The sequence below is a fragment of the Alsobacter sp. SYSU BS001988 genome, from assembly GCF_054796215.1.
Window position 1 is genome coordinate 1 of record NZ_JBTAMK010000024.1, and the last position, 23103, is coordinate 23103.

At 66.4% G+C, this 23103-nt stretch carries 21 protein-coding genes and 1 tRNA gene; 14 read left to right on the top strand and 8 right to left on the bottom strand.

What is annotated here, in order from left to right:
- The first annotated feature begins 22 nt into the window (after positions 1 to 22).
- Positions 23 to 99: transfer RNA gene (locus tag ACYVO7_RS24330), tRNA-Met, on the top strand.
- Here ACYVO7_RS24330 and ACYVO7_RS24335 read toward each other — a convergent pair.
- The gene (locus ACYVO7_RS24335) at positions 56 to 1711 is read right to left on the bottom strand and encodes a recombinase family protein (protein WP_460452384.1); all 1656 of its coding nucleotides are present in this window, start codon (positions 1709 to 1711) and stop codon (positions 56 to 58) included. The two genes, ACYVO7_RS24330 and ACYVO7_RS24335, sit on opposite strands and share 44 nt — an antisense overlap.
- 524 nt (positions 1712 to 2235) lie before the next feature.
- On the opposite strand from ACYVO7_RS24335, the gene ACYVO7_RS24340 reads away from it, so the two are divergent.
- On the top strand, positions 2236 to 3588 hold the full coding sequence (locus ACYVO7_RS24340) for a site-specific integrase (RefSeq protein ID WP_460452359.1): 1353 nt from the start codon (positions 2236 to 2238) through the stop codon (positions 3586 to 3588).
- Between the two features lie 55 nt (positions 3589 to 3643).
- On the opposite strand, the gene ACYVO7_RS24345 is transcribed toward ACYVO7_RS24340, so the two are convergent.
- The gene (locus ACYVO7_RS24345; protein ID WP_460452360.1) at positions 3644 to 3877 is read right to left on the bottom strand and encodes a recombinase family protein; all 234 of its coding nucleotides are present in this window, start codon (positions 3875 to 3877) and stop codon (positions 3644 to 3646) included.
- A 272-nt stretch (positions 3878 to 4149) separates the two neighbouring features.
- Between ACYVO7_RS24345 and ACYVO7_RS24350 the strand changes: the two genes are divergently transcribed.
- Both ACYVO7_RS24350 and ACYVO7_RS24355 read left to right on the top strand, forming a co-directional pair.
- Positions 4150 to 5079, top strand: a complete 930-nt coding sequence (locus tag ACYVO7_RS24350) for an aminotransferase class IV (protein ID WP_460452361.1) — start codon at positions 4150 to 4152, stop codon at positions 5077 to 5079.
- Between the two features lie 9 nt (positions 5080 to 5088).
- Positions 5089 to 5748 carry an RraA family protein gene (locus tag ACYVO7_RS24355; protein ID WP_460452362.1) on the top strand — a complete coding sequence of 220 codons (660 nt, stop codon included), beginning with the start codon at positions 5089 to 5091 and terminating at the stop codon, positions 5746 to 5748.
- A gap of 6 nt (positions 5749 to 5754) precedes the next feature.
- Here the strand turns inward: ACYVO7_RS24355 and ACYVO7_RS24360 are convergent, their stop codons facing one another.
- The 3 genes from ACYVO7_RS24360 to ACYVO7_RS24370 are packed head-to-tail and all read right to left on the bottom strand — an operon-like array spanning position 5755 to position 9035.
- Entirely contained in the window at positions 5755 to 6825 is a 1071-nt protein-coding gene (locus ACYVO7_RS24360) for an amino acid ABC transporter permease (RefSeq protein ID WP_460452363.1), read from the bottom strand.
- Positions 6822 to 8030, bottom strand: a complete 1209-nt coding sequence (locus ACYVO7_RS24365; RefSeq protein ID WP_460452364.1) for an amino acid ABC transporter permease — start codon at positions 8028 to 8030, stop codon at positions 6822 to 6824. Before ACYVO7_RS24365 ends, ACYVO7_RS24360 begins: the two co-directional genes overlap by 4 nt.
- A gap of 3 nt (positions 8031 to 8033) precedes the next feature.
- Positions 8034 to 9035, bottom strand: coding sequence for an amino acid ABC transporter substrate-binding protein (locus tag ACYVO7_RS24370; protein WP_460452365.1), 1002 nt, complete (start codon positions 9033 to 9035; stop codon positions 8034 to 8036).
- A 577-nt stretch (positions 9036 to 9612) separates the two neighbouring features.
- Here ACYVO7_RS24370 and ACYVO7_RS24375 point away from each other — a divergent pair.
- A complete protein-coding gene (locus ACYVO7_RS24375; RefSeq protein ID WP_460452366.1) occupies positions 9613 to 10527 on the top strand; it encodes a LysR substrate-binding domain-containing protein in 915 nt (304 codons plus the stop codon).
- A gap of 89 nt (positions 10528 to 10616) precedes the next feature.
- Here ACYVO7_RS24375 and ACYVO7_RS24380 read toward each other — a convergent pair whose 3' ends face one another.
- Positions 10617 to 10931, bottom strand: coding sequence for a putative quinol monooxygenase (locus tag ACYVO7_RS24380; protein WP_460452367.1), 315 nt, complete (start codon positions 10929 to 10931; stop codon positions 10617 to 10619).
- 7 nt (positions 10932 to 10938) lie between these two features.
- Entirely contained in the window at positions 10939 to 12303 is a 1365-nt protein-coding gene (locus tag ACYVO7_RS24385; RefSeq protein WP_460452368.1) for an NAD(P)H-dependent oxidoreductase, read from the bottom strand.
- Positions 12304 to 12811: 508 nt separating this feature from the next.
- Between ACYVO7_RS24385 and ACYVO7_RS24390 the strand changes: the two genes are divergently transcribed.
- Together ACYVO7_RS24390 and ACYVO7_RS24395 are read left to right on the top strand one after the other, a co-directional pair.
- The gene (locus ACYVO7_RS24390) at positions 12812 to 13852 is read left to right on the top strand and encodes a TRAP transporter substrate-binding protein (protein ID WP_460452369.1); all 1041 of its coding nucleotides are present in this window, start codon (positions 12812 to 12814) and stop codon (positions 13850 to 13852) included.
- Positions 13849 to 15738, top strand: a complete 1890-nt coding sequence (locus tag ACYVO7_RS24395; protein ID WP_460452370.1) for a TRAP transporter large permease — start codon at positions 13849 to 13851, stop codon at positions 15736 to 15738. The genes ACYVO7_RS24390 and ACYVO7_RS24395 overlap by 4 nt, the downstream gene beginning before the upstream one ends.
- A gap of 102 nt (positions 15739 to 15840) precedes the next feature.
- Here the strand turns inward: ACYVO7_RS24395 and ACYVO7_RS24400 are convergent, their stop codons facing one another.
- Positions 15841 to 16437 (bottom strand): tyrosine-type recombinase/integrase, encoded by a 597-nt coding sequence (locus ACYVO7_RS24400; RefSeq protein ID WP_460452371.1) that lies wholly within the window; start codon positions 16435 to 16437, stop codon positions 15841 to 15843.
- A 111-nt stretch (positions 16438 to 16548) separates the two neighbouring features.
- Here ACYVO7_RS24400 and ACYVO7_RS24405 point away from each other — a divergent pair, with 111 nt between their 5' ends.
- From ACYVO7_RS24405 to ACYVO7_RS24435, 7 genes are all read left to right on the top strand, one after another.
- Positions 16549 to 17214, top strand: a complete 666-nt coding sequence (locus ACYVO7_RS24405) for a TetR/AcrR family transcriptional regulator (protein WP_460452372.1) — start codon at positions 16549 to 16551, stop codon at positions 17212 to 17214.
- 5 nt (positions 17215 to 17219) lie between these two features.
- A complete protein-coding gene (locus ACYVO7_RS24410; RefSeq protein ID WP_460452385.1) occupies positions 17220 to 18461 on the top strand; it encodes a metal-dependent hydrolase family protein in 1242 nt (413 codons plus the stop codon).
- Positions 18462 to 18487: 26 nt separating this feature from the next.
- Entirely contained in the window at positions 18488 to 19708 is a 1221-nt protein-coding gene (locus tag ACYVO7_RS24415; protein ID WP_460452373.1) for an ABC transporter substrate-binding protein, read from the top strand.
- Between the two features lie 71 nt (positions 19709 to 19779).
- Positions 19780 to 20643, top strand: coding sequence for a branched-chain amino acid ABC transporter permease (locus ACYVO7_RS24420; protein ID WP_460452374.1), 864 nt, complete (start codon positions 19780 to 19782; stop codon positions 20641 to 20643).
- Positions 20643 to 21527, top strand: a complete 885-nt coding sequence (locus tag ACYVO7_RS24425; RefSeq protein ID WP_460452375.1) for a branched-chain amino acid ABC transporter permease — start codon at positions 20643 to 20645, stop codon at positions 21525 to 21527. Before ACYVO7_RS24420 ends, ACYVO7_RS24425 begins: the two co-directional genes overlap by 1 nt.
- A complete protein-coding gene (locus ACYVO7_RS24430) occupies positions 21524 to 22282 on the top strand; it encodes an ABC transporter ATP-binding protein (protein ID WP_406855720.1) in 759 nt (252 codons plus the stop codon). The genes ACYVO7_RS24425 and ACYVO7_RS24430 overlap by 4 nt, the downstream gene beginning before the upstream one ends.
- A complete protein-coding gene (locus ACYVO7_RS24435) occupies positions 22279 to 23055 on the top strand; it encodes an ABC transporter ATP-binding protein (RefSeq protein WP_460452376.1) in 777 nt (258 codons plus the stop codon). The genes ACYVO7_RS24430 and ACYVO7_RS24435 overlap by 4 nt, the downstream gene beginning before the upstream one ends.
- The last annotated feature ends 48 nt before the right edge of the window (positions 23056 to 23103 follow it).

Genomic DNA, 23103 nt, shown 5'->3' on the forward strand with positions numbered 1-23103 from the left:
GCACGACCCCCAATCACCCTGGCGCGGGGTGGAGCAGCCCGGTAGCTCGTCAGGCTCATAACCTGAAGGTCACAGGTTCAAATCCTGTCCCCGCAACCACCGACAGTAGACTCCCCGGACGCTCCCCAGCGCCGGGGAGTTCTGCGTTCTGCGCCTTGGCCTCGCCGCACGCCGCCAGGATGGCGGCCAGATCGCCATGCAGCACGGCGTCGAGCCCAGGCCCGTCGGCGCGCGGCCGTAGCTCGACCTGGTCGATCATCGAGCGGATGACGTCCATGGCCTCGGCCTGGTCGGGGCCGTCGAGAACCGCCTCCAGCGTCTCCACCTTGCGCCGGTACAGCTCGGGCAGGCGAGGGTGGAGCAGGATGTCCAACTGCACGTCCGGCTCCGGGTCGCCGGCGGCCAGATGCGCCTCCCGCTCCGCCCGCAGCGCCGCCATCCTGTCCTTCATCGACGGCTCATACAGCCCGTCCTCGATGGCCCGCAGCATGCCTGCGATGCGCCGGTCGATCTCGGCCAACTCCTTGGCGCGCTGGCCGGCGCTGGCCAGCCGCCGCGTGCGCTCCCTGGTCAGTTCGCCCTGCAGCGCCGTCATGAACGCGGCGACGAGATCGGGCGCCAGCAGGCGCTCCTTGAGGCCGGCCAGCACCCGGCTCTCGATCTCCTGGCGGGTGATGGTGCGGCCGTTGTCGCAGGTCCCCTTCTGGCGGCGCGTCGCGCAGCCGTAGCGGTCCTTGCCCACCACCGTGTAGCCGCCGCCGCAGCAGCCGCAGCGCAGCAGGCCTGACAGCAGGAAGCGCGCCCGGTGGCTGGCGTTCAGGGCGGCGGCAGACCCAGCTTGGCCGCCGACGCGGGCGCGCACCTCGCCCTGACGCTCCTTGGCCTTCAGCCACAGCTCGTCGCTGACGATGCGCAGCTCCGGAACGGGGATCGTCTCCCAAAGCCCGGGCGGGTTCGGCCTCGCCACCCGGCGGCCGGTGCGCGGGTCCTTGACATAGGCGCAGCGGTTCCACTCCAGCACGCCCCGGTAGAGCGCGTTGTTGAGCACGCCGGTGCCCCGGCTGGCTTGGCCGCGCAGCGTGGTGTTCGACCAGGGGCGGCCGCCTGGGCCGGGAACGCCTTCGCGGTTGAGGTCCCTGGCGATCGCCTCCGGGCTCTTGCCGGCCCCATACTCGCGGAAGATCCGCTCCACGACGGCGGCCTCGGCCGGCTCGATGGTGCGCGCTCCGCCGCCCTCGGCCGTGGCGTCCACCTGATAGCCGTAGGCCAAGCCGCCGGCCACGCGGCCCTTGAGCACCCGGCCGAGCTGGCCGCGGCGGGTCTTCTCGCCGAGATCGCGCAGGGCCATCTGGGCCATCATGCCCATCACGGCGATGTGGATCTGGGTCACCTCGCCCAGGGTCGGGGTGAACAGCCGCACGCCATGGAAGGCCAGCGTGTCCTGCAAATCGGCGGTGTCGGCCAGCCGGCGGCCGAGCCGGTCCACGGCCTCGCAGATGACGATGTCGAAGCGGCGCTGTCCGGCGTCGGCGGTGAGCTTTTGGAAGCCAGGGCGGAAGCGGCTCGCGCCGCTCAGCGCTGCGTCCGTGTAGGTGTCGACGACGCGCCAGCCCTGCGCCTGCGCATAGCGCCGGCAGACCTCGATCTGGTCCTCGATCGACGCCTCGCTTTGGCGGTCGCTCGAATAGCGGGCGTAGATGACGGCGCGCATTGGGGGCCCCGGAGCGACATGTGGCGGAGGGAGGTTTATAGATCGGGGGCCGGAGCCGCCAAGCCCGGGGCCGATCGGTTCTGGAACCTCAAGCCAGAGCCGACACACGCGTATCGCCTCGTCGAAATCTTTCAGATGACGAGCACCTTGGTCCTAAAAACGCAGGCCCGATGCGGCCAAAAGGTCGCGCACGGTGCTGGGCTCAGCTTGCCCTCGCTTGGGCGCGGTAAGCGAGGATACAGCTTGCCCCAGCGCACTTCAAAATGGATTTCCAAGAATGACCGTCTTCCGCCACAGGTCCGGCTCCCATCCCGGGTGGACATTCGCCGCACAGGGGGCAAAGTCAGTTTGGGTCAGGGGCCAACCCGAGACTAGCTCTCCGCATCGACCATGGCCACCAGCCCGTGGATCGGTACCATTCGCAACGGCGACCGATCGGTAGCTCCACTTGTCCCTCATCCGTGCTGGCGTTCTCGAATAAGCTCACTAGCTCGTTTCGCCTCAGAGTTCGGCGGGAGGACAGAATGAGACCTTTTCCGGAGGATCAGCTTCGTGTCTTCCGCCAGGAATATCGATCCGGCATGAGTTTGGGAGCAATCGCTCGGTTGCACGGTGTATCTCGCTCTGCCCTGTCCGTCCACGCAAGCCGGGAAAGCTGGCTGGGAGGGAGAAGGCCTTCGATTCAAGAACAAGAAAAGATCGCATCCGCGCCGGTCGGAGCAGACGATCAGGTCGATCGTCGCTTGCTTGCCCGGCATTCTCGGGAATGGGACCTTGTTCGAAATCTTTTGGCGTGTGCTCTGCAAACCGGGGGAGTGGATGCGGCTGAGGCGGCTTACCGTTGCGCTCAAACGCTGAGGCTCATACAGAACGCCGAGGCCGGCTTGCGTGGCGCGACCAGCTTGGGGCGGCTTCGGGACTGGAGCCCTGGTTCAGCGACGTCACACACCGAAAAGCGCAGTCCGGATCTGATGACCCTTTTCGAGGCATATCTGCGTAGCCGACCCACGCTGTCGCGGAACACGGTCATTGCTTGGCGGAAAACTCTAGAGCGATTGACTGCTTTTCTTACTCACGGCGACAGTCAACGGATCAACAGGCGTGATGCGCAGCGCTGGCGCGACCATTTGTTATCGCTCGGCGTTGCCCCAGCCACGGTCAAGTGCCGCTATATGGCGGCTCCACGTGCGGTGTTCCATTTCGCCGTAAACCGAGGCTTGATCGCATCGAATCCGTTTAGCAATCACCGCGTCGAAATTCCGGCGCCGCTGCTGTCCCGCGGCAAAGGGCTAACAGACCGGGAAGCGACCATCATTCTGAAGGCGTCAAATGCGATCGGACAGTCTGGCCAGTCAGGTCCCGTCCACGCTTTCCTTCGCTGGGCCCCTTGGCTTTGCGCCTTCACGGGCGCACGTGTGACGGAAATCGCTCAGTTGCGGAAAGTCGATATGACTTGCGTGAACGGAATCTACGTTGTTCATCTCACGCCTGATGCTGGGTCGATCAAGACTCGCCGAGCGCGGCGAGTGCCGTTGCATCCGCAGCTTGTCCAATTAGGGTTTCCAGCATTTGTGGCCGGAAACACCGATGGCCATTTGTTTGGAGCGCAGCACACCCGCAGAGGCGTGAACGGCCGGAAAGACCAACTTGGTAAATGGGCTCGGCTGAATGGCGTTTCTGATCTGGCTGTTCCCCCAACTCACGGGTGGCGTCATCGGTTCAGCACGCTGTGTCGCGATTCCGCCATCCCGCTCGATGTTCAAGCGGCCATCATGGGTCATTCTCCGCAACTGACGTCGGAGCGCAGCTACGGCGAATTCACTGCTGCAGCCCTGTATCGTGAGATCGAAAAGTTGCCCTGGGTGGCTCTCGAGTAGCCGCGGTGGGAGGATGTGTCGGCAGCCTAGACTCGGCTCCGTTGCTCCCGACGGTTCACTGGTTGCCCTTGCAGATGAGCATCTCCCATGGGCGCAGTCTGGCGTCGGCTGTGAGTTTCTGAAAGTCAAGGCGGAAGCGGCTTGCGTCGCTTGGCGCCGCGTCCGTGTAGGCGTCGACGATGCGCCAGCCCTGCGCCCGCGCGTAGCGCCGGCAGACCTCGAGCTGGTCCTCGATCGACGCGTCGCTCTGGCGGTCGCTCGAATAGCGGGCGTAGATGACGGCGCGCATTGGGATCCCCGGAGCGACATATGGCGGAGGAGGTTTATAGATCGGGGGCCAGAGGGGCCGCCAAGTCCGGTCTTGGTGCCGATTGGCCTAACAGTCCTGAAGCCCGTCTTTACGGACGTAACAGTCGGCGGCCGTATCGCCTTTGCTCGTCGCGGGGTCGGGGATCGCCGGTACACACGGAGTGTGCGGCCCCGCCGTTAAGATGGTTGTTCCCGGCTCGGCCACCTCTATCATCCTGTTCGCAGTGCCAGTGCTGACAGGGAGCGAGTGGGATGACGGACAAGTTGCCGTGGGCGGCGGGGGCCGCGTATCTCGACGGGCGCTACATGCCGATCGGCGACGCACGGATCCCGATCACCGACTGGGGCTATCGCCGGTCCGACGTCACCTATGACGTGGTCGGCGTGCGTGACGGGCACTTCTTCCGCCTCGACGACCATGTCCGGCGCTTCCGCGCCTCTATGCGCACGTTCCGGCTGGAGCCGCGGGAGAGCGACCAGGAGATCAAAGCGATCCTGCACGCCTGCGTCGCGCTCGCCGGACTGCGCGACGCCTATGTCGCCATGGATTGCCTGCGCGGGCGCCCGAAGGTCGGCGAGCCCTACCACCCGGCATACGCGCGCAACTACGTCGCGGCCTTCGCCATCCCCTGGGTGTCGCTGTTAAGCGAGGAGCAGATGCGCCGCGGCGCCCACCTCGTCGTCGCCAACACAATCCGCATCCCGCCCGCCTCCGTCGACCCGCGGGCGAAGAACTTTCACTGGGCTGACCTCACCCGCGGCCAGTTCGAGGCGCATGATCGCGGGGCGGACCTGTGCATCCTGCTCGACGGGGCGGGAAACGTCACCGAGGGCGCGGGCTTTAACGTGTTCTGCGTGACCAACGGGCGCGTCGCGACACCGGACGGGGGCGTCCTCGAGGGCATCACCCGCGCATCCGTGCTCGAGATCTGCGAGACGCTCGGCATCCCAGCCGCGGTGCGGCCGGTGCCCGTGGCGGAACTGCGCGAGGCGGACGAGATCTTTTTGGCCACCACGGCGGGCGGGGTAATGCCGGCCTCGCGAATTGACGAGCATATCCTCGGCAACGACCGGCCGGGCCCGCTCTCCGAGCGCATCTGCAAGACGTTTTGGGAGCAACGCGCCGCCGGCTGGCACGGCACGCCCGTCGACTATGCCTGCGCTCCTGCCGCCGTCGCCTGAGAGGACGCTATGACCGATTTCCCCGCCGAGCTGGGTCGCCGTCTCTACGCCGCAGTGCTCTCCGACGTCCTCGACGGCATGGGCCTGCGCGACCAGGCCATGCGCCCCTTTGTTCGCCCCCTCGATGAAAACCTCACATTGTTCGGGCGCGCCCGCACTGGCCTATATATGCCGGTCTATCACGTGCGCGAGGGCGAGAACCCCTACGACGTCGAGATTGCGCTAATCGACGACCTTAATCCCGGCGACGTGGCGGTGCTCGCCTGCGGCGGGCCGACCGACCGCATCGCGCCATGGGGCGAGCTTCTCTCAACCGCAAGCCTTGCTCGGGGCGCCGCGGGATGCGTCACCGACGGGCTCGTGCGCGACATCCGCGCCATCCGCGCCATGGGCTTTCCCGTCTTCCACGGCGGCATCGGTCCCCTCGATTCAAAGGGGCGCGGGCGCATGATGGAGGCCGACGTGCCGGTGATCTGCGGCGGCGTTCGTGTGAGCCCGGGCGACTTCGTCTTTGGCGACGCGGACGGGGTGGTGGTCGTGCCGCCGGATGCGGCGGAAGAGGCCTTCGCCACGGCTCTCGCAAAGATCGAAGGCGAGACTGCGACGCGGGATGCGCTGGCGGCGGGCGAACCCCTCGCCGCCGTATTCGCGCGGCATGGCATCCTCTAGCCCCCTTTAGCGCCGCTCCCGGGCCAGCTCGCGCTCGAGGCGGCGGGAGAGCCAGGAGAGGGCGGCGCAGAGCGCGAGGAAGAGGGCGGCGACGAAGGCGTAGCCGTCGGCGGCAAGCCCGAGCCAGCGCGGGTCCTTGAGCGCCTGCTGCAAGGCACCGAGTAGGTCGAATAGGCCGACGATGGTGACGAGCGAAGTGTCCTTGAACAAGTCGATGGCGATGTTGACGATGGCCGGCAGGGCCACGCGCAGAGCCTGCGGCCAGACCACGAGAAGGCGCGTGCGCCCCGGCCCGAGACTGAGCGCCGTCGCGGCTTCGACCTGGGCCTTGGGTACTGCCTGGAGCCCGCCGCGGATCGCCTCGGCGATGTAGGCGGAGGCGAACAGGGTCAGCGCCGTAGCGACGCAGGCGAACTTGCTGAACTCCAGGCCCGGAGGCATCAGGAGCGGCAGGATGACGACGCCGAAGAAAAGGATCGTCACGATGGGCGCGGCGCGCCAGAACTCGATGAAGGCTGTGGCGGTCCAGGCGATCTCCGGGTTACGCGAGAGCCGCGCCTCCGCCAGCGCCAGCCCAAGCGGAATCGAGATCACTACGGCGATGAAAGTGAGGACAAAGTTGAGCATCAGCCCGCCCCAAAGCCGCGTCTCGACGCCGGGCAGCCCCGGCAACTCGCCGCGCAAGAGGACGAGCGCGATTACGGGGTAGGCGAGCGCGAGCATCGCCGCCGTCCCACGCCGCCAAGGGTTCTGGGGGATCATCGCCCCGGCAAGCAGGCCAGCGAGCAGAGCTGCACAGAAATTAGGGCGCCAGAGCTCCGCGGACGGGTAGCCGCCATACAGAAGCTCGTTCCAGCGGGCGCGGATGAAGATCCAGCACGCGCCCCCCGTCACCTCGCAAGCGGCGCGGTCGGTGCCGCTCCAGACCGCGTCGCGCACGCTCCAGGCCCAGAGCCGCGGGACCACGAGGGCCATCATCCCCAGGACCCCCAGGGTGATCACGGCGTTGCCAGGCGTAGCGACGAGGTGCCGCAGCGCCCGCGCGGCCTGCCTCCGGCGGGTGGCGAAGGCGCTCATGCCCGCCTCGCCAGGCGGCGTTCGTACAGGTTGATGCCCGCCGAGATCACGAGGTTCAGGGCGACGAAGAAGAGAAGGACGATCAGCATAGTCTCGATGGCGTGGCCGGTCTGGTTCAGCGTCGTGCCCGCCACCACGGCCATGATCTCGGGGTAGGCGATGGCGAGCCCCAGCGTCGAGCTCTTCACGATGTTGAGGTACTGGCCGACCAGGGGAGGCAGGAGGATGCGCAGGGCCTGGGGCATGCGCACGAGCCAGAAGGCCTGTGTGGGGCTCAGGCCTAACGACAGTGCCGCCTCCTCCTGGCCGCGAGGCACGGCGAGCACTGCGCCGCGCACCCCATCGGCGATGAAGGCCGCGCCGTACACGGAGAGCCCGATCCAGAGCGAGACGAGCTCCGGTCCCACCTGCAACCCACCCCGGAAATTGAAGCCGCGAAGCACCGGGGGATCAAGGCGCAACATACCGAAGCCTAAGAGCGCGCCCAGGATGGCGAGCGCGACGGCGAGGCCGGCGAGCGGCGCAAGCCAGCGCCGGCGGATCGGCAATGCGAGGCCAGCAAAGCCGGCAAGCAGCGCGACCCCGGCCCAGCCTGGCGCCGGGACGAGTAGATGAGGGGGCACCGCGCCCGGCACGAGGCCGGGCAGGAAGAGGCCCCGCACGTTGAGGAAGATTAGCCCGCCCGCCGAGAGGCTGTCGCGAGCCGCTGGCAGGGCCCGCAGCAGCACGGTGTAGACGAAAAGGATCTGCAGGAGCTGCGGCGTGTTGCGCACGAGTTCCACTGCGCCCTGCACCACCCGGGCCAGAAGCGGGTTCGGCGACAGCAGGCACGCGCCGGCGAGGAAGCCGATTAGGGTCGCGGTTACGACGGCAAGGCCTGAGACGAGAAGGGTGTTGGTGATACCAACCAACGCCGCCACCGCGTAGGTGTCCCGCGGCGAGAAGGCGATTACTCGGGTCGGGATGTCGAAGCCCGCGGGGCGGCCCAAGAAATCGAAGCTTAGCGACAGGCCGCGGGCGGTGAGGTTGCGGTCGATGTTGATGAGAAAGAGGCAGACGACCGCGAGAAGCGCAGTGAAGAATAGGGCCGACGTGAGCAGCCGTCGCGGGCCGAGGCGGCGAATGGAAGGCTTTAGGATGGAAGCCGGGGCCGCGCGGGGCCCGGACCCCGCGCCCGCGTCGGCGAGGGCGTCGGGACGGCCCACCGGCTAGCGGAATGGGTAGGAATAGACGAGGCCGCCCTGGCTCCAGAGGCGGTTTACGCTCCGCTCCAACCCGAGCCCCTTGGGGCCAAAATGCCGCTCGTAAATCTCGCCAAAATTGCCCGACGTTTTCAGTGCATGCAGCGCCCAATCGTTGTCGATGCCGAGCATCTTGCCGAAATCGCCCTCGACGCCGAGGACGCGGCGCACCTCTGGGTTGTCGGAGCTTTTGGCGAGCTCTTCCGCGTTTGCCTGCGTGATGCCGAGTTCCTCCGCCGTCACGAGGGCGTTGCGAACCCAGGCGACGATGTCGGTCCATTGCTCGTCGCCCTTACGGGTGAGGAGTCCCAGCGGCTCCTTCGAGATCACTTCGCCGAGCACAACCCAGTCGGTCGGCTTCTTCATCGATCCGCGGGCGCCTGCGAGGCTGCCCGTGTCATCCGTGTAGCCGTCGCAGCGCCCGGCCTCGAGAGCCGCCATGGCTTCGTCGACCTTGTCGAACAGGAGCGGCGTAATGTTGACGCTCTTGGAGCGGTTATAGTCGGCGATGTTGAGCTCGAGCGTCGCGCCGGCGAGCGTGCAGATCGTCGCCCCATCGAGATCCTTGACGCCCTTGGCGCCGAGGCTCGACTTCACCATGAAGCCCTGGCCGGCATAGAAGTTGATGCCAGCAAGATTGAGCTTGAGCTGCGTGCCGCGGGTGAAGGTGAGGGTTGAGTCGCGGATCAGCACGTCGATGTCTCCGCCCTGGAGCGCGGTGAAGCGCACCTTGGTGGTGAGCGGCACGTAGTTGACCTTGCTCGGATCCTTCAGAGTCGCCGCCGCGATGGCGCGGCAATAGTCGACGTCGAGGCCCTTCCAGGTGCCGCTGTCGTCCTTGAAGGCGAAGCCGGCGAGTCCCGTGTCAACGCCGCAATTGAGGGCGCCGCGCGCCTTAATCTGCGCGAGGGTGGACTGCGCCTGGGCCGGCGCCGCCGCAAGCAGCGCCCCGAGGGCGAGGGCCGCCATGGACCCGATTGCCTTGAGCGCCATGCCGCCACCTCGCATTGCCTAACCCGGCGTCCCGAGCGCGCCGTACAGGAAACTATGGAGCGCTGCTTCAAACCGTGTCAATCGATCAAGAGGCTGACGGCGAGGAAGCGCGACGAAGCCGCCGACGATAATGTCATGGCGATTTGAATCAATATCACGCTGGGCCTCCTGCACGTGTGCAAGGATCACAGTCGGTTGGCTGCGACCAAAAGGTGGTTCGCCATCATCAAATTGAGCGCCGCTATTCGTGGGCGGGGGGCGAAATCGCCGCCAACCAAGTGCACCGTTTGGTCCGGGGCTGGCCACGCCTCACCTGCGAAAGCGTAGGCGATACACGCTGCAAAGTTGTGAACGCTGACAAGGCCTGCTTCGCGCCATAACTGATGGTTTCGACACTGGCCAACGCTGACCTTCCCCGCCCCGGCGTTCCTAATGGTCAAAGGCAGGCAGTGGCGCAGCCCGAGCGGAAACGGTACCAATACAATCCGGCAGGTCTTAGATGAGAATTCCCTGTGCGGTTTCGGGATCCGTGTTGCAGAACCCGGGCGCGAGCATGCAGCTTCCAATTAAAGCGATCAGCGTCTTCCACGTCACCGCGCGGGCGGCAAGCATCACGCGCGCTGCCGAGGAGCTGAGCGTAACTCCTTCAGCTGTGAGCCAGCAAATACGCGCTCTCGAGATCCAGCTTGGCGTCTCGCTGTTAAGCAAGAAGGGACGCCGCGTGGTCCTGACCGAGGCCGGCGAGCGCTATTTTTCGGCGATCAACGATGGCTTCGAGCGCATCACCGACGCCACTCACGAGATCCGCGGGTTCCGCACCGTCACGCGACTGACAATCCGCGCTACGCCGACGCTCTCCAACAAATGGATCCTGCCGCGGCTTCAATCCTTTCTGGATGGGAATCCCGAGATCGAGCTGCGGCTGGACGGCACCAATGAGCCCACCGATTTCAATCGCGAGCTTGTCGACATCGAAATCCGCCATGGCGACGGACGGTGGCCCGGATTGTTTGTTGAAGGCCTTACGGAGGAGACCTTCATGCCCGTTTGCGCGCCGCACTACGCGGCTGCGGGAAGTCTCGCCGCCGATGAGGTGGCGAGCCGCAATCTGATCCATTCGGTCAAGGCGCAGGCGCAATGGCCCCACTGGTTCAAGCTCGCGGGCGTAGTCCCGGCGAGCCAATGGCGCCGCCTCCTATTCGATCGGAGCCACATGGCCATCGACGCGGCGGTGAACGGCATGGGCATCGCGCTCGAGAGCACGCTGATGAGCTGGCGTGAGCTGTCCGACGGCCGGCTCGTCTGCCCGGTGCGCGAGTCCCCGCCGGTGCGGCTGACGACGCAATGGATCGTCTGTCCGACGGACCACCTGCGGCAAAAGAAGGTGCAGCGCTTCCTGGAGTGGATCCGGGCCGAGCGGATCATCTGGCGGCAGGAGTTCGACGGCGGGCAAGGGGCCGGGAGCTGACGTCCTGCCGCTCAGGCTTGGCCTCGTCGCCGCCCAAGCTGTTCAGGGCCGTCATGCCGAACACGACGGCCCAAGAGCAAGCACCGTCGTTACCGCGACGCGGGATTTTGCAGCAGGCCGAACCGAACCGGCAGCTCCGCTTCAAGGAGCGGCGGAAAGGCCTCCCGGAACCGTTGCAGATGCGGCGTCAGCAGATGCGCGTCGAAGGCGGCGCGATCGTCATAAATCTCGTAGAAGATCACGGTCGCGCCGCCCTCGGGGACGACGATGTCGAACCGCCGGCAGCCCGGCTCGTCGGCGACGCTGTGGGCGGCGTCGTCGGCCGCCGCGTCCAGAAAGTCGTCGATGCGTTCCGGCTTCACCCGGAACTCCGCGATCACCACGAAGGGCGTTGGCTCCGCCATGACGCCCTCAGACCGCGAGCCGGGTCGGTGCCGGTGCCCGGAAGCGCGCTTCCATCTCGCGACGCAGCGCAACCACGTCCATATCGTCGACGAGCTCGACGTCGTCGACCGTCACGATCGTGTCGCGCGCGACCGGGCGCACCACCTTGACGTGATGCGCGAGGCCGATTGGCAAGGCGCCGAGACGCAGGCTGCGTTCCGCCGGAATGGCGTTCGCCCAGACCGCAAAGCCGCCCTCCCCGTCCAGGTATTCACCCGGCGCGAGGTTCTTCTTGGCGGTCGCGACGGCGTCGCCGCGAAACTCCTTGGAACAGCCGGTCGGCTCGTTGCGGAGCACGGCCGACAGGACGCTGATCGACGTCTCGAGCCCGATGATGTGGAAGGGACGCCACATCGAGCCGTACCAGCCGGACGGATCCGTGAGGAGCCCGTACTGCTTGAAGCACGCGCGGGCGTACTCGTTGTGGGCCTTGAAGGTCACGAACACGCCGTAGCGGATGTTGTTGAGCACTTCGCGCCCGTCGGGCTCCTGGCTGGCCGCAATGTCGACCAAACCCGAGCGCGCCATGCGGCCGCCGTCCGCCGCAGGCCGGAAAACCTTTGCGAGGTCCTGCAGGCCGGCGGGCGGAAATGCGAGCCCGTCGTCGGGACAGTCGAGACCGGCGCCGTTGGCGACCGCCGCCATTTCGATCGCGGCCTTCGTGCCGTCCGTGAAGGAGTTGTACATCTTGGGATTGAAGTCGCCCTGGGCGACCTCTTCCTCGGTCCAGCCGAAGAAGCCCCACACCGTCTCGGGCGTGGAATAGCGGTAGCGCGGCTCGAAGTTCATGCCCTTGCCGGCCGCCGTGATCTCGAACCCGCAGGCCCGGCCCCAATCCACCAGTTCGCAGATCAGCGCCGGCTGGTCGCCATACGCCATGGAGTAGATCACGCCCTTCTGGCGCGCCTTTTCGGCGAGCAGCGGGCCGACCATCACGTCCGCCTCGACATTGACCATGATGACGTGCTTGCCGGCGTGGATCGCCTTCAGGGCGTGCCGGGCGCCTGCGAGCGGATGGCCGGTCGCCTCAATGATGCACTCGATCTCGTCGCAGGCCAGCATGGCATCGACGTCGTCCAGAACACAGGTCTGGCCGCTCTTCAGGGCGTCCCCAACCGCCTTGGCGGCGTAGCGTTCGGCGGCCCAGCCGACTCGCTCCAGGGATTGCCGCGCCTTGTCGACGTTGAGGTCGACAACTGCGACCATGTGAAAACCGGCGATCCGCTGCGCCTGGGCCAGCACCATTGAGCCGAATTTGCCGGCCCCGATGAGGCCGACGCGCACGGGCCGGCCCGCCGCAGCGCGCGCGGCCAGCAAAGAATAAAGGTTCATGTTCGCCGTCCTTGGTGATTGCGGTTCGCGTGACCCAACCGCCGGAGAGGGCGGCCGCATCCTCCGATGCCGACGTGACCCCCGCAGCGATGCGCGGCCGTCGGTATGCGGGAAGGCTAGGCAACCTCAGTCTTTAGCTCAATTTAGAAACACACCTTCATCGTGTAGCTGAACTAAAGAACGTGGCTGCGAGCAAACGTCCAAGCTTTCCGGACGGGCGGCGACGCGACGCCCCGGCGGCCATTCGATCTTTAAGTTTCGCTAAACAAAGAGACTGTCGATCTGAATTGATCTTCACTGACCGCCTTCCTAGTCTCGGCGCATAAGGAATGCCTCCGGGACCAACCGGGCGCTCCGAGGAAACGACGGGAGGAAGAGCGGCCGACGCACGCATCGTGCCCCGGCGACGCATTGCTCCCTTCCTAACGCACTGTTGGCTTCTTGCTCCCGACAGGGCTCGGCATGACGGACGCAGCATCGCGAGATCTGCGCGCCAGGGGAGGACATCATGACGTTCAAGGACACAACGGACCGGACGCCGGCGCTTTCGCGCCGCTCGCTTCTGGCCGGCGCGGCCGCCAGCATCCCGTTGTTCGCGATTGGCACGGGCCGCGCCCGCGCGGCGGAGTTCAGCTTCAAGGTGGCGACCGGCCAGTCGCTGACGCAGCCTATCAACGCCCGGCTGGAGCAGGCCTGCGCGCGCATCCAGCAAGCGTCGGGCGGCCGGTTGGAGATGAAGTTCTTCCCCGCTAGCCAGCTGGGATCGGACACGGACCTCATCACCCAGGTACGCTCCGGCGGCATCGAATTCCTCAACATCGCGGGCTCGGTGATCTCCACGGTCGCGGCCGGCGCGGCGATCACGAATGTGGGCTTCGCCTTTGCGGACTACGATCAGGTCTGGCGCGGGGTCGACGGTCCCATCGGCGAATATGTCAAGAAGCAGATCGAGAAGGCCGGCCTGCAGATCGCCTCCAAGGCGTCCGACAACAGCTTCCGCCAGATCACGTCCGCGACGAAGCCGATTAAGACCCCGGCGGATCTGAAGGACTACCGCATCCGGGTGCCGGTCTCGCCGATCTTCACATCGCTGTTTTCGTCTCTGGGGGCCAACCCCACCTCGATCAACTTCAACGAACTCTACACCGCCCTGCAGACGAAGCTGGTCGACGGGCAGGAGAACGGCCTCGTGGCGATCGACTCGGGCAAGCTCTACGAGGTGCAGAAATACGTCTCCGAAACCAACCACATCTGGGACCCCTTCTGGCTGGTAGGCAACCGCCGCGCCGTCGCCCGTCTCCCCGCCGACCTGCAGGCGATCGTGGGCCGCGAGTTTGATCGCGCCTCGCTGGAGCAGCGCGACGACGTCGCCAAGCTCAACGGCTCACTGAAGGCGCAGCTCTCCGCCAAGGGGCTCGTCTTCGAGGCCGTCGACAAGCAGGCGTTCCGGTCGGCGCTGACCGCCTCGGGGTTCTACAAGACCTGGAAGGACAAGTTCGGCGCTGAAGCCTGGGGCGTGCTCGAGTCCGTCACCGGAGAGCTTGCATGAGCATCGCGGCCCCTCCACACGGCGAATGCGAACGCGAGCTCACGCTCGCTTCCACCGGCTGGCTGGACACCCTCGATGCCGGCTTCAGGCGCGTAGTTGAGGTTCCGGCCGCGCTACTCGTCGGCGCGGAGGTGCTAATCCTGTTCGTGGGCATCTGCGCCCGCACCTTTCATCGGCCGATCATCTGGTCGGATGAGCTGGCGTCGATCCTGTTCCTGTGGCTCGCGATGTTCGGGGCCGTGGTGGCGCTGCAGCGGGGCGAACACATGCGCCTCACCTTCCTGGTGAGCGGGCTCTCCCCCCGCATGCGGGCCTGGACGGAGACGCTCGCAGTGGGCGCGATGTTCATGCTCTTCGCGCTCATGCTCCACTCGGCCTATGACTACACCGAGGACCAGTCCTTCGTGGAGATGCCGGCGCTCGGCTGGTCGGGCGTCGTCCGGGCCGCCGCGGTGCTGGTGGGCTTCATGCTGGCCCTGCTGGCGTGCTGCATCAAGCTGGCTCGGCACCGGCTGGTCGATGTCGCCGCCGTCGGCGCGCTTCTGGGCGCGATCGCGCTGGGCCTCTATCTCGCCGCGCCGCTCCTGGTGGCGGCTGGCAACTGGTCGCTGATGGTGTTTTTCGTCGGCCTGCTCGGTGCCGGCGTTCTGGCCGGCGTACCGATCGCATTCTCATTCGCGCTCGCCACGGCGGCCTATCTGCTTACCACCACCTCCACGCCGCTGACCATCGTGGTTGGCCGGATGGACGAGGGCATGAGCGGGCTCATCCTCCTCGCCATTCCGTTGTTCGTGCTGCTGGGCCAACTGGTCGAGGTCACCGGCATGGCTCGGGTCATGGTGGCCTTTCTGGCTTCCCTGCTCGGCCACGTGAAGGCCGGCATGTCCTATGTGCTGCTGGGCGCCATGCTGCTGGTGTCGGGCATCTCGGGCTCCAAGACGGCCGACATGGCCGCGGTCGCGCCGGTGCTCTTCCCGGAGATGCGGCGTCGCGGCATGAAAGACGGCGAGCTGCTGTCGCTGCTCGCCGCCTCGGGCGCGATGAGCGAAACCATCCCACCCTCCATCGTGCTGATCGCGATCGCGTCGGTGACGGGCGTGTCCATCGCGGCCCTGTTCACGGCCGGCATCATGCCGGCTCTGGTGCTGGCGATCGTGCTGGCGGTCGTGGCGCGCTGGCGCGCCGGGCGCGAGGAGGACCAGACGGTGGTGGCCCGAGCGCCAATGAGCGTGGTCGCCAAGTCGCTCGCGATCGCGCTCCCGGCGTTGCTCCTGCCCTTCCTGATCCGCACCGCCGTCGTGGAAGGCGTCGCCACCGCCACGGAAGTGTCGACCATCGGCATCGCCTATTCGCTCGTGCTCGGCCTCCTCCTCTACCGCGGCGGTCTCCAATGGCGCGCCGCGATCCCGATGCTTGCCCGAACGGCGTCACTCTCGGGGGCCATCCTGTTCATCGTCGGCGCGGCCAGCGCCATGTCGTGGGCGCTGACGCAATCGGGCTTCTCCCACGCGCTGGCGTCCGCCATGGCGGCGGTTCCGGGCGGTCAGACCGGCTTCCTGCTGGTCTCGGTAGTTGCCTTCATGGTGCTCGGCAGCCTGCTCGAGGGCATCCCGGCCATCGTCCTCTTCGGACCCCTCCTGTTCCCCATCGCCAAGCAGTTCGGGGTTCATGAAGTGCATTACAGCATGGTGGTGATCCTCGCGATGGGCCTCGGCCTCTTCGCGCCGCCCTTTGGCCTTTGCTACTACGCCGCCTGCATCATCGGCCAAGTCGCGCCCGAAGCCGGCATGCGGCGAATCTGGATTTATCTCGGATCCTTGTTTATCGGCCTTCTGGTCCTCACGTTTGTCCCTTGGTTCTCGATCGGATTTCTCCAGGAAAAATAGCTGACGGGCAACACGCTATGCAAACGCCGACTTAGTAGCCAAGAGCAGACGCAAAACGGCCGCTAAGGCTCAAGAGCGGTCGCAAGGCTGTTTCGGCTCCCGTCAGGAGCCGACCGCACACTCCCTCTCCGGATCCACCACGGCCACAAACCGCCGGTGCGCTTGGAGGCTCTGCGCCTGCTGGTAGAACCGCTCGGTCGTCGCCGACGTGCGATGGCCGAGGAGGGCCGAGGCCGACCGGACGCGCTCGGGATCCAGGACCGCCAGAGTCGCCGCCGCGTCCCTGAACAAATGCGGGTTGACGGCCTTGCCCAGGGCCTCCGTGGTCCGATCTCGCACCTGCCAGTAGATCGCCATCTGGGTCATGGGCGAGCTGTGCCGGCTGACCCAGAGCGCGTCGCCGACCGGGGCCGAGCGACGGTTCTTCAGGGCGACCAGCACAGGCCGGTGCACGGCCAGATACTGGTCCAGCGGCTCGCGCAGGACCTCGGGCCAGGGCGCCTCGATCGGGTCGCCGTTCTTGGTCTCCTCGCTGGGGATGCTGACTAGCCAGCCCTCGCCAGTCTTGAGCAGCGAACGCCCGAGCGTCAGCCCCGCCAAATTCTTGCGGCGCAAGGGCCGCAACGCCAGAAAGGTGATGATCAGCCCGTCCCGGAAAAGCACGGCCTGATCGATGGGGGATGGGATCGCCGCTGTCATGAGCAGCCCATCCCGAGCAGTTCGGCGAATTTGCTCGGAGGTGTCGGTCGAAGTTCATCCGTCAACAAACATGCTTGCATGTTTGTTTTTCGCTCTCTAGCATCGATTTTTATGCGGATCAAACAGCGCCAACGTCGTACCCAGGAGGAGCGGTCTGCTGAGACGCGCTCCGGACTCGTTGAGGCGACGCTCGACTGCTTACACGAGCACGGCTACCCCCGCACTACCCTGGCGCAGATCGCCGAGCGGGCGGGAGTTACGCGCGGCGCCCTGAACCATCACTTCCCCAGCAAGGACGCTCTCGTGGTGCAGGCGATCGAGCACCTGCTGAATGCCTCCATCCTCGACATTCGCGTCCTCGCCGCGTCCGTCAGGGACGGCTCGCTGAGCCTTCCGGACTTCCTGGACCGCCTCTGGGCCATGTTCTCGGGCCGCCTGCTTCTGATCACTCTGGAGCACATCACCGAGGCGCGGCACAATGCCGTGCTGCGCGAGGGCCTGATCCCGGTGGTGCGTGCGTTCCATTCCGAGCTTGACCGGATCTGGGGCGACTTCTTCGAGGGCTCCCACCTAGACGACAGGGACGTCCAGACTGCGCTCAATGCTTCGCTCTGCCTCATGCGCGGCATGGGCATGCAGCAGGTGCTGCGGGATGACCCGGCCTATTACTGGGACCTCCTGAACTTTTGGAAATCGGTCCTCGCCGACTACGCTCAGCGGGGTCAGGCGCAGGACCAGTGCCGGCCCGTCCGAGCCGGCGGCTCCAAGGAAAGGTGAACAGCGTGTCGCAGAGCATCATTTTTGAGAATGCCCGCGTGCTAGACGGCCGTACCCCGCATGGCGAGCACGACCGGCATGTGCGCGTCGAAAACGGACGGATCTGCGAGGTTTCCGACCGGCCGATCCGAAGCGCCTCGGCGCGGATGATCAATCTGAAAGGACGGACGCTGATGCCGGGCCTGATCGACTGCCACGTGCATGTCGTGGCCGGGCTGGTCAATCTGGGCCTCAACGCGCTCCTGCCGGATGCGATCGCCGCGTTCCATGCCGCCCGCATCATGAAGGGCATGCTGGCGCGCGGCTTCACCACCGTCCGCGACGTGGGCGGCGCCACGCACGCCTTGGTGGAGGCGCTGGAGCAGGGGCTCGTCGAGGGTCCGCGGCTCGTGATTTGCGGCAAGGCTCTGGCGCAGACCGGCGGCCACGCGGACTTCCGCGGCCGCTACGACAACCGCGACCCTGACTACCAGACGCGGCGCCTGGGCTCTCTGGGCCGCATCTGCGACGGCGTCGAAGCGTGCCGCCACGCGGCGAGAGACGAGGTCCGCCAAGGCGCCACCTTCATCAAGATCATGGCCAATGGCGGGGTCGCGTCGCCGACCGACCCGATCGCATTCCTTGGCTTCTCCAACGACGAGATCGCCGCGATCGTCGAGGAGGCGCGCGCCGCTCAGACTTACGTATCGGCCCACCTCTATACGGACGAGGCCATCGCACGCGCCGTGAAGCTTGGCGTGCGGTCGGTGGAGCACGCCAACCTGATCGAGCCCGCGACCGCTTCCCTGATGAAGGAGCGCGACGCCATCGCGTGTCCGACGCTGGTCACCTACGAGGCGCTGAAGAACGAGGGCGAGACGCTCGGCCTGCCAGCGACGTCCGTGGCGAAGATCGACGACGTCCGCCTGCGCGGCCTGGAGTCGCTGCAGATCATGCGCGACGCCGGCGTCACCATGGCATACGGCACTGATCTTCTTGGCGAGATGCACCGCCACCAATCGGAAGAATTCGTGATCCGCGGCCGTGTGCTGCCCGCCATCGAGGTCATCCGCTCCGCCACCGTTCACGCCGCCGAGCTGATCGGGATGACGGGCCAGATCGGCGTGGTGGAAACCGGCGCACATGCGGACCTGATCGTGGTCGATGGCGACCCCTTGGCCGATCTGTCCCTTCTGACGCACCAGGGCCAGCACCTGGCGGCGATCATGAAGGCGGGCGCCTTCATCAAGGACGCCTTGGCCCAATGAACACGGACTCTGGAGGGAAGAGCACAATGACAACGACACGCCGTCACTTTGTCGGAGGGCTGGGCGCCGCCGCTGGCCTGGTCGCTGCGCCGGGCATCCTGCGCGCGCAGACCCAAGGCGTTTACCGCATCGGGGCCCTGTGCCCCGTGACCGGCTCCGGCAGCCCTTTCGGCTCCGGCATGCAGAAGATGATCGGCGTCGCCGCCGAGATCGTCAACGCCGCAGGCGGTGCCGCGGGACGCAAACTCGAGGTTCTGTACGAGGACACTCAGACCAGCCCGCAGGCGGCGGTGCTCGCCGCCAAGAAGCTGATTGACCTGAACAAGGTTCAGTGCGTGATGGGGACCTGGTCTTCGGGCGTCTCGCTGGCCGTGGTGCCGCTCACGAACGACGCCGGGATGATCCTGATGAACACGTCGGGCGCTCCGGCGCTCTCGACTCCGCCCGCCAACGCCAAGGGCCTGTCCTACCGATACCAGGCGACCAATGACCGGTTCGGCCGCGCCTTTGCGGAGATCTGCGTGCGGGAAGGCTTCAAGCGGCCAGCCACCATGGCGTTCAACAACGCATCTGGGATCGGCAACACGGAAGGCTTCCGCAAGGCCTGGGAGGCGAAGGGCGGCAAGGTCGTGGAGAGCGTCGTCTACGAGCCGAACCAGCCGACCTACCGCTCGGAACTCCAGAAAGTGTTGGCCGCCAACCCGGACGTGATCGTGACCGGCTCCTATCTGGCCGACACGACCATTTTCATGCGGGAGTGGTTCCAGACCGGCCAGCCCGTGAAGTGGATCATGCCGGGCTGGGCGGCGAGCCCCGATCTGGTGAAGGCGGTGGGTCCAGACCTGGTCGAGGGGGTCATCTCCGTGGATTCGGTCTCCAACGAGAACGCTGCATCCTACAAGGCCTATGACGAGGCTTACAGGAAGGCGATGGGCCAGCCTGGCCAAGCCAACGTTTATGCGGCCATGACCTGGGACATGGTCCATGTGCTCGCGCTCGCGATGGAGGCTGCAAACTCGGCTGATGCCCAGGCGATCAACGCCAAGATCCGCGAGATCGCCAACCCGCCCGGCCAGCAAGTTTACTCCTTCGCCGACGGGAAGGAGGCCCTCAAGAGGGGCAAGATTAACTTCGAGGGCGCGTCGTCGGTGCTGGACTTCGACCAGTATGGAGACGTGACGCCGGACTTCGGCGTCTTCTTCATCGAGGGCGGAGCCCTCAAGCGCCGCTACGTCGTCAAGATCTGACCCACCCGGCGGCCGGGCTCGAAGCTCGGCCGCCCGCCGCCTTCCGGTCCGCCGGACGATCCCGGGACGCCATGTTCTTCGCTCAATTGCTGGTCAACGGCCTCGTTCAGGGGCTCGTGATCGGGCTCGCCGCCCTGTCCATCACCCTGGTTTTCGGCATCGCGCGCTTCCCCAACGCGGCGACCGGCGACGTCATGACCCTCGGCGGCTACTCGGCCCTCGCGGCCTACAAGGCCACGGGCTCCATGGCGCTCGGCGGCGTAGCCGCCTTCGGAGCCGCGGCCGCGGCGTCGCTGCTGGCCTATCTGGCGATCTTCCGCCAATTGGCGGACCGCTCCGTGGTGGCGCTGCTGGTCGCCTCGATCGGTTTGGCGTTCCTGATCCGCGCCGGCCTGGGGGTCGCATTCGGGCATGGGCAACAGGTGTTCATGGCGCCCTTATCACGGCCCTATGTGTGGGGCGGTGTGCGCGTCACCCCTCTGGACCTGCAACTTGCGGTCGTGGCGGCAATCGCGTTGGGGGCAGTCTTCGGGCTCCTCTACTTCACGTCCATCGGACGGCAGATGCGCGCGGTCGCCGACAACCGCGACCTTGCGCGCATCTCCGGCGTGCGTCCCGGCCGCGTGATGGTGGCGCTCTGGCTGCTTGCCGGAGGGGTGGCCGGCGTCGGAGGCATGATGCTTGGAGTCAAGACCATCGTGTCGCCGGAAAGCGGCTGGGAGATGCTGCTGCCGGCCTTCACGGCCGCGATCCTGGGTGGGATCGGGTCGCCTGCAGGCGCGGTGCTGGCGGGGCTGCTGCTGGGCGTCGTGCAGGAGGCCTCCACGCCCATCGTGGGGTTCACCTACAAGATCGCGCTCGCCTTCGTGATCATGCTGGCTGTGCTGCTGGTCCGGCCGCGGGGCCTGTTCGGACGCGTCGAGGGGGCCCGCTGATGGAGGCCTATCTCGCCGCGATCGCCATCATCGCGCTCATCTACGTCCTGCTCAGCCTCGGTCTGACGCTGCAATACGGGCTGACGGGGCTGATCAATTTCGGGCATGTCGGATTTTTCGCGATCGGAGCCTATACGAGCGCCATCTTGTCCCTGAAGGGCGTGCCGCTGCTCCTCAGCTTCCCGGCGGCCGCCGTGACAGCGGGCCTTGCCGCCCTTCCCATCGGCCTGGTGTCGCTTCGCCTGCGCGACGACTATTTCGCCATCGTGACGCTGGGGTTTTCGGAGGTGGTGCGCATTGTCATCACCAGCGAGAAATGGCTCACCAACGGCGTGCAGGGCTTGCCCGGCATCCCGCGGCTGTTCTCGGGGCTCGAGGGCTTCGCTGCCCAGGCCGCGACGCTCGCCGTGATCCTGACCGTGACCATCATGGCCGGGCTGATCATCCTGCGGATCGCGAAATCGCCGTTCGGGCGCCTGATCGAAGCCATCCGCGACAACGAGGAGGCGGTGAAGGCGCTCGGCAAGGACCCGGCGAGCTTCAAGATCCAGGTCCTGGTCGTGGGCGCTGCGATCGCAGGCCTCGCCGGCGCCTTCTACGCCCATTACATCACCTACATCGTTCCGGACCAGTTCATCCCGCTGGTCACGTTCTATGTCTGGATGGCCGTGATCATGGGCGGCGTCGGGCGCGTCTCGGGCGCGGTCGTCGGCTCCGTTATCCTGATGGCTTTCCTGGAGGGGTCACGCTTCCTGCGCGACGTGGCTCCTTGGATCTCGGAGGTCGACATGGCCTCCGTGCGCATCGGCGTCGTCGGCCTGCTCCTCATCCTGTTTGTGATGTTCCGGCCGCAGGGCCTGATGGGAGACTACACCAAGCGATGACCCTGGAGATCCGGAACGTCACCAAGGCCTTCGGCGGCTTCCAGGCGCTGGACGGCGTGCGCCTGTCGGTGCCGCTCGATTCGCTGTTCGGGCTCATCGGGCCGAACGGCGCCGGGAAATCGACGCTGTTTTCCGTCGTGTCGGGCTTCCTGTCTGCGGACCGAGGCGAGATCACGCTCGCAGGCCGCCGCATGAATGGCTTATCCGCCCCCGCGCGAGCCAAGTCCGGGATGGTGCGCACCTTCCAGGTCCCGCGTGAGTTCAGCCATCTAACCGTCCGCGAGAACCTGATGGCGGCGGCGCCCGACCAGACCGGGGAGAGGCTTTTCGGGCTGTTTTTCCGACCAGGACGGGTGCGTCGGGAAGAAGCGGCTATCGCGGCGCGAGTGGAGGAGACCATTGCGTTGTTGAACTTGACCCGTGTGGCCGACCAGCCCTCCGGCAAGCTCTCCGGGGGCCAGAAGAAGCTGCTCGAACTCGGGCGCGCCCTCATGGTCGAGCCGCGCCTCATCCTGCTGGACGAACCCTTTGCGGGCGTGAACCCTGTTCTGATCGGCGAGATCATGGAGCGAATCGCCGAACTAAATGGCCACGGCATTGGATTCCTCGTGATCGAACATGACCTCGCGGCCCTGACCCGGCTCGTCCGGCGGATGGCCGTTATGGATCGCGGCAGGGTCTTGGCGGAAGGCAACCCTGAAGCCGTGCTCGATGATCCGCAGGTGCGGGAAGCTTATCTCGGAGGCCTGTCGTGAGCGCCGGCGCGGACTTGTCCACCCCTGCATATTCCCCCCGCCGCGGCTCGGCAGAAACCATCCTGCTCAGCGTCGAGGACGTCCGCGGGGGCTACGGGGAAGTCGATATTCTAAACGGGGTGTCGCTGAACCTTCGCTCAGGCGAGATCGTGACTGTGGCCGGCACCAACGGAGCGGGCAAGTCAACCTTGGCCAAAGCCATCATGGGTCTTCTCCCGCGCGTGAGCGGCCGTATCCTGTTTGAGGGGGCCGATGTCCTGGGGCTACCGACCGAGGATCGCGCCGGCCGCGGCGTCGGCTACGTGCCGCAGGTGGCGAATGTCTTCTCCGCCCTAAGCGTACTGGAAAACCTCCAGGTGGTGGCGGGGGTCAACAACAAGCGGTTGCGAATGGCGGAGCTGCTTGAGGCCTTCCCTTTGTTGGCGGAACGGCGGCGCGCGCGGGCTGGCAGTCTGTCCGGGGGCGAGCGCCAACAACTGGCGTTCGCCCGCGCCCTCATGACGAGCCCCCGGCTCATGATTCTTGACGAGCCGACCGCGGCCCTGTCGCCCGCAAAGGTGGCCGAAGCCTTCGCTCTCATCGCGAGGCTGCCCTCGCTGGGCGTCTCGGTCCTCGCCGTCGAACAGCGCGCTCGCCAATGCCTCGCCATCTCGCAACGCGGCTACATCCTGGACGGCGGCATGGTCGCAATCGAGGGAGAGGCGGCCATGCTGCTGGCCGACGAGCAAGCAGCGGAACTCTATCTCGGCCGCACGGCGAAGCCCCAGCTTTGATTTCAAGGCTGGGCGGACTCCAGAATCTGGTGGGGCTGTTATCAGGTT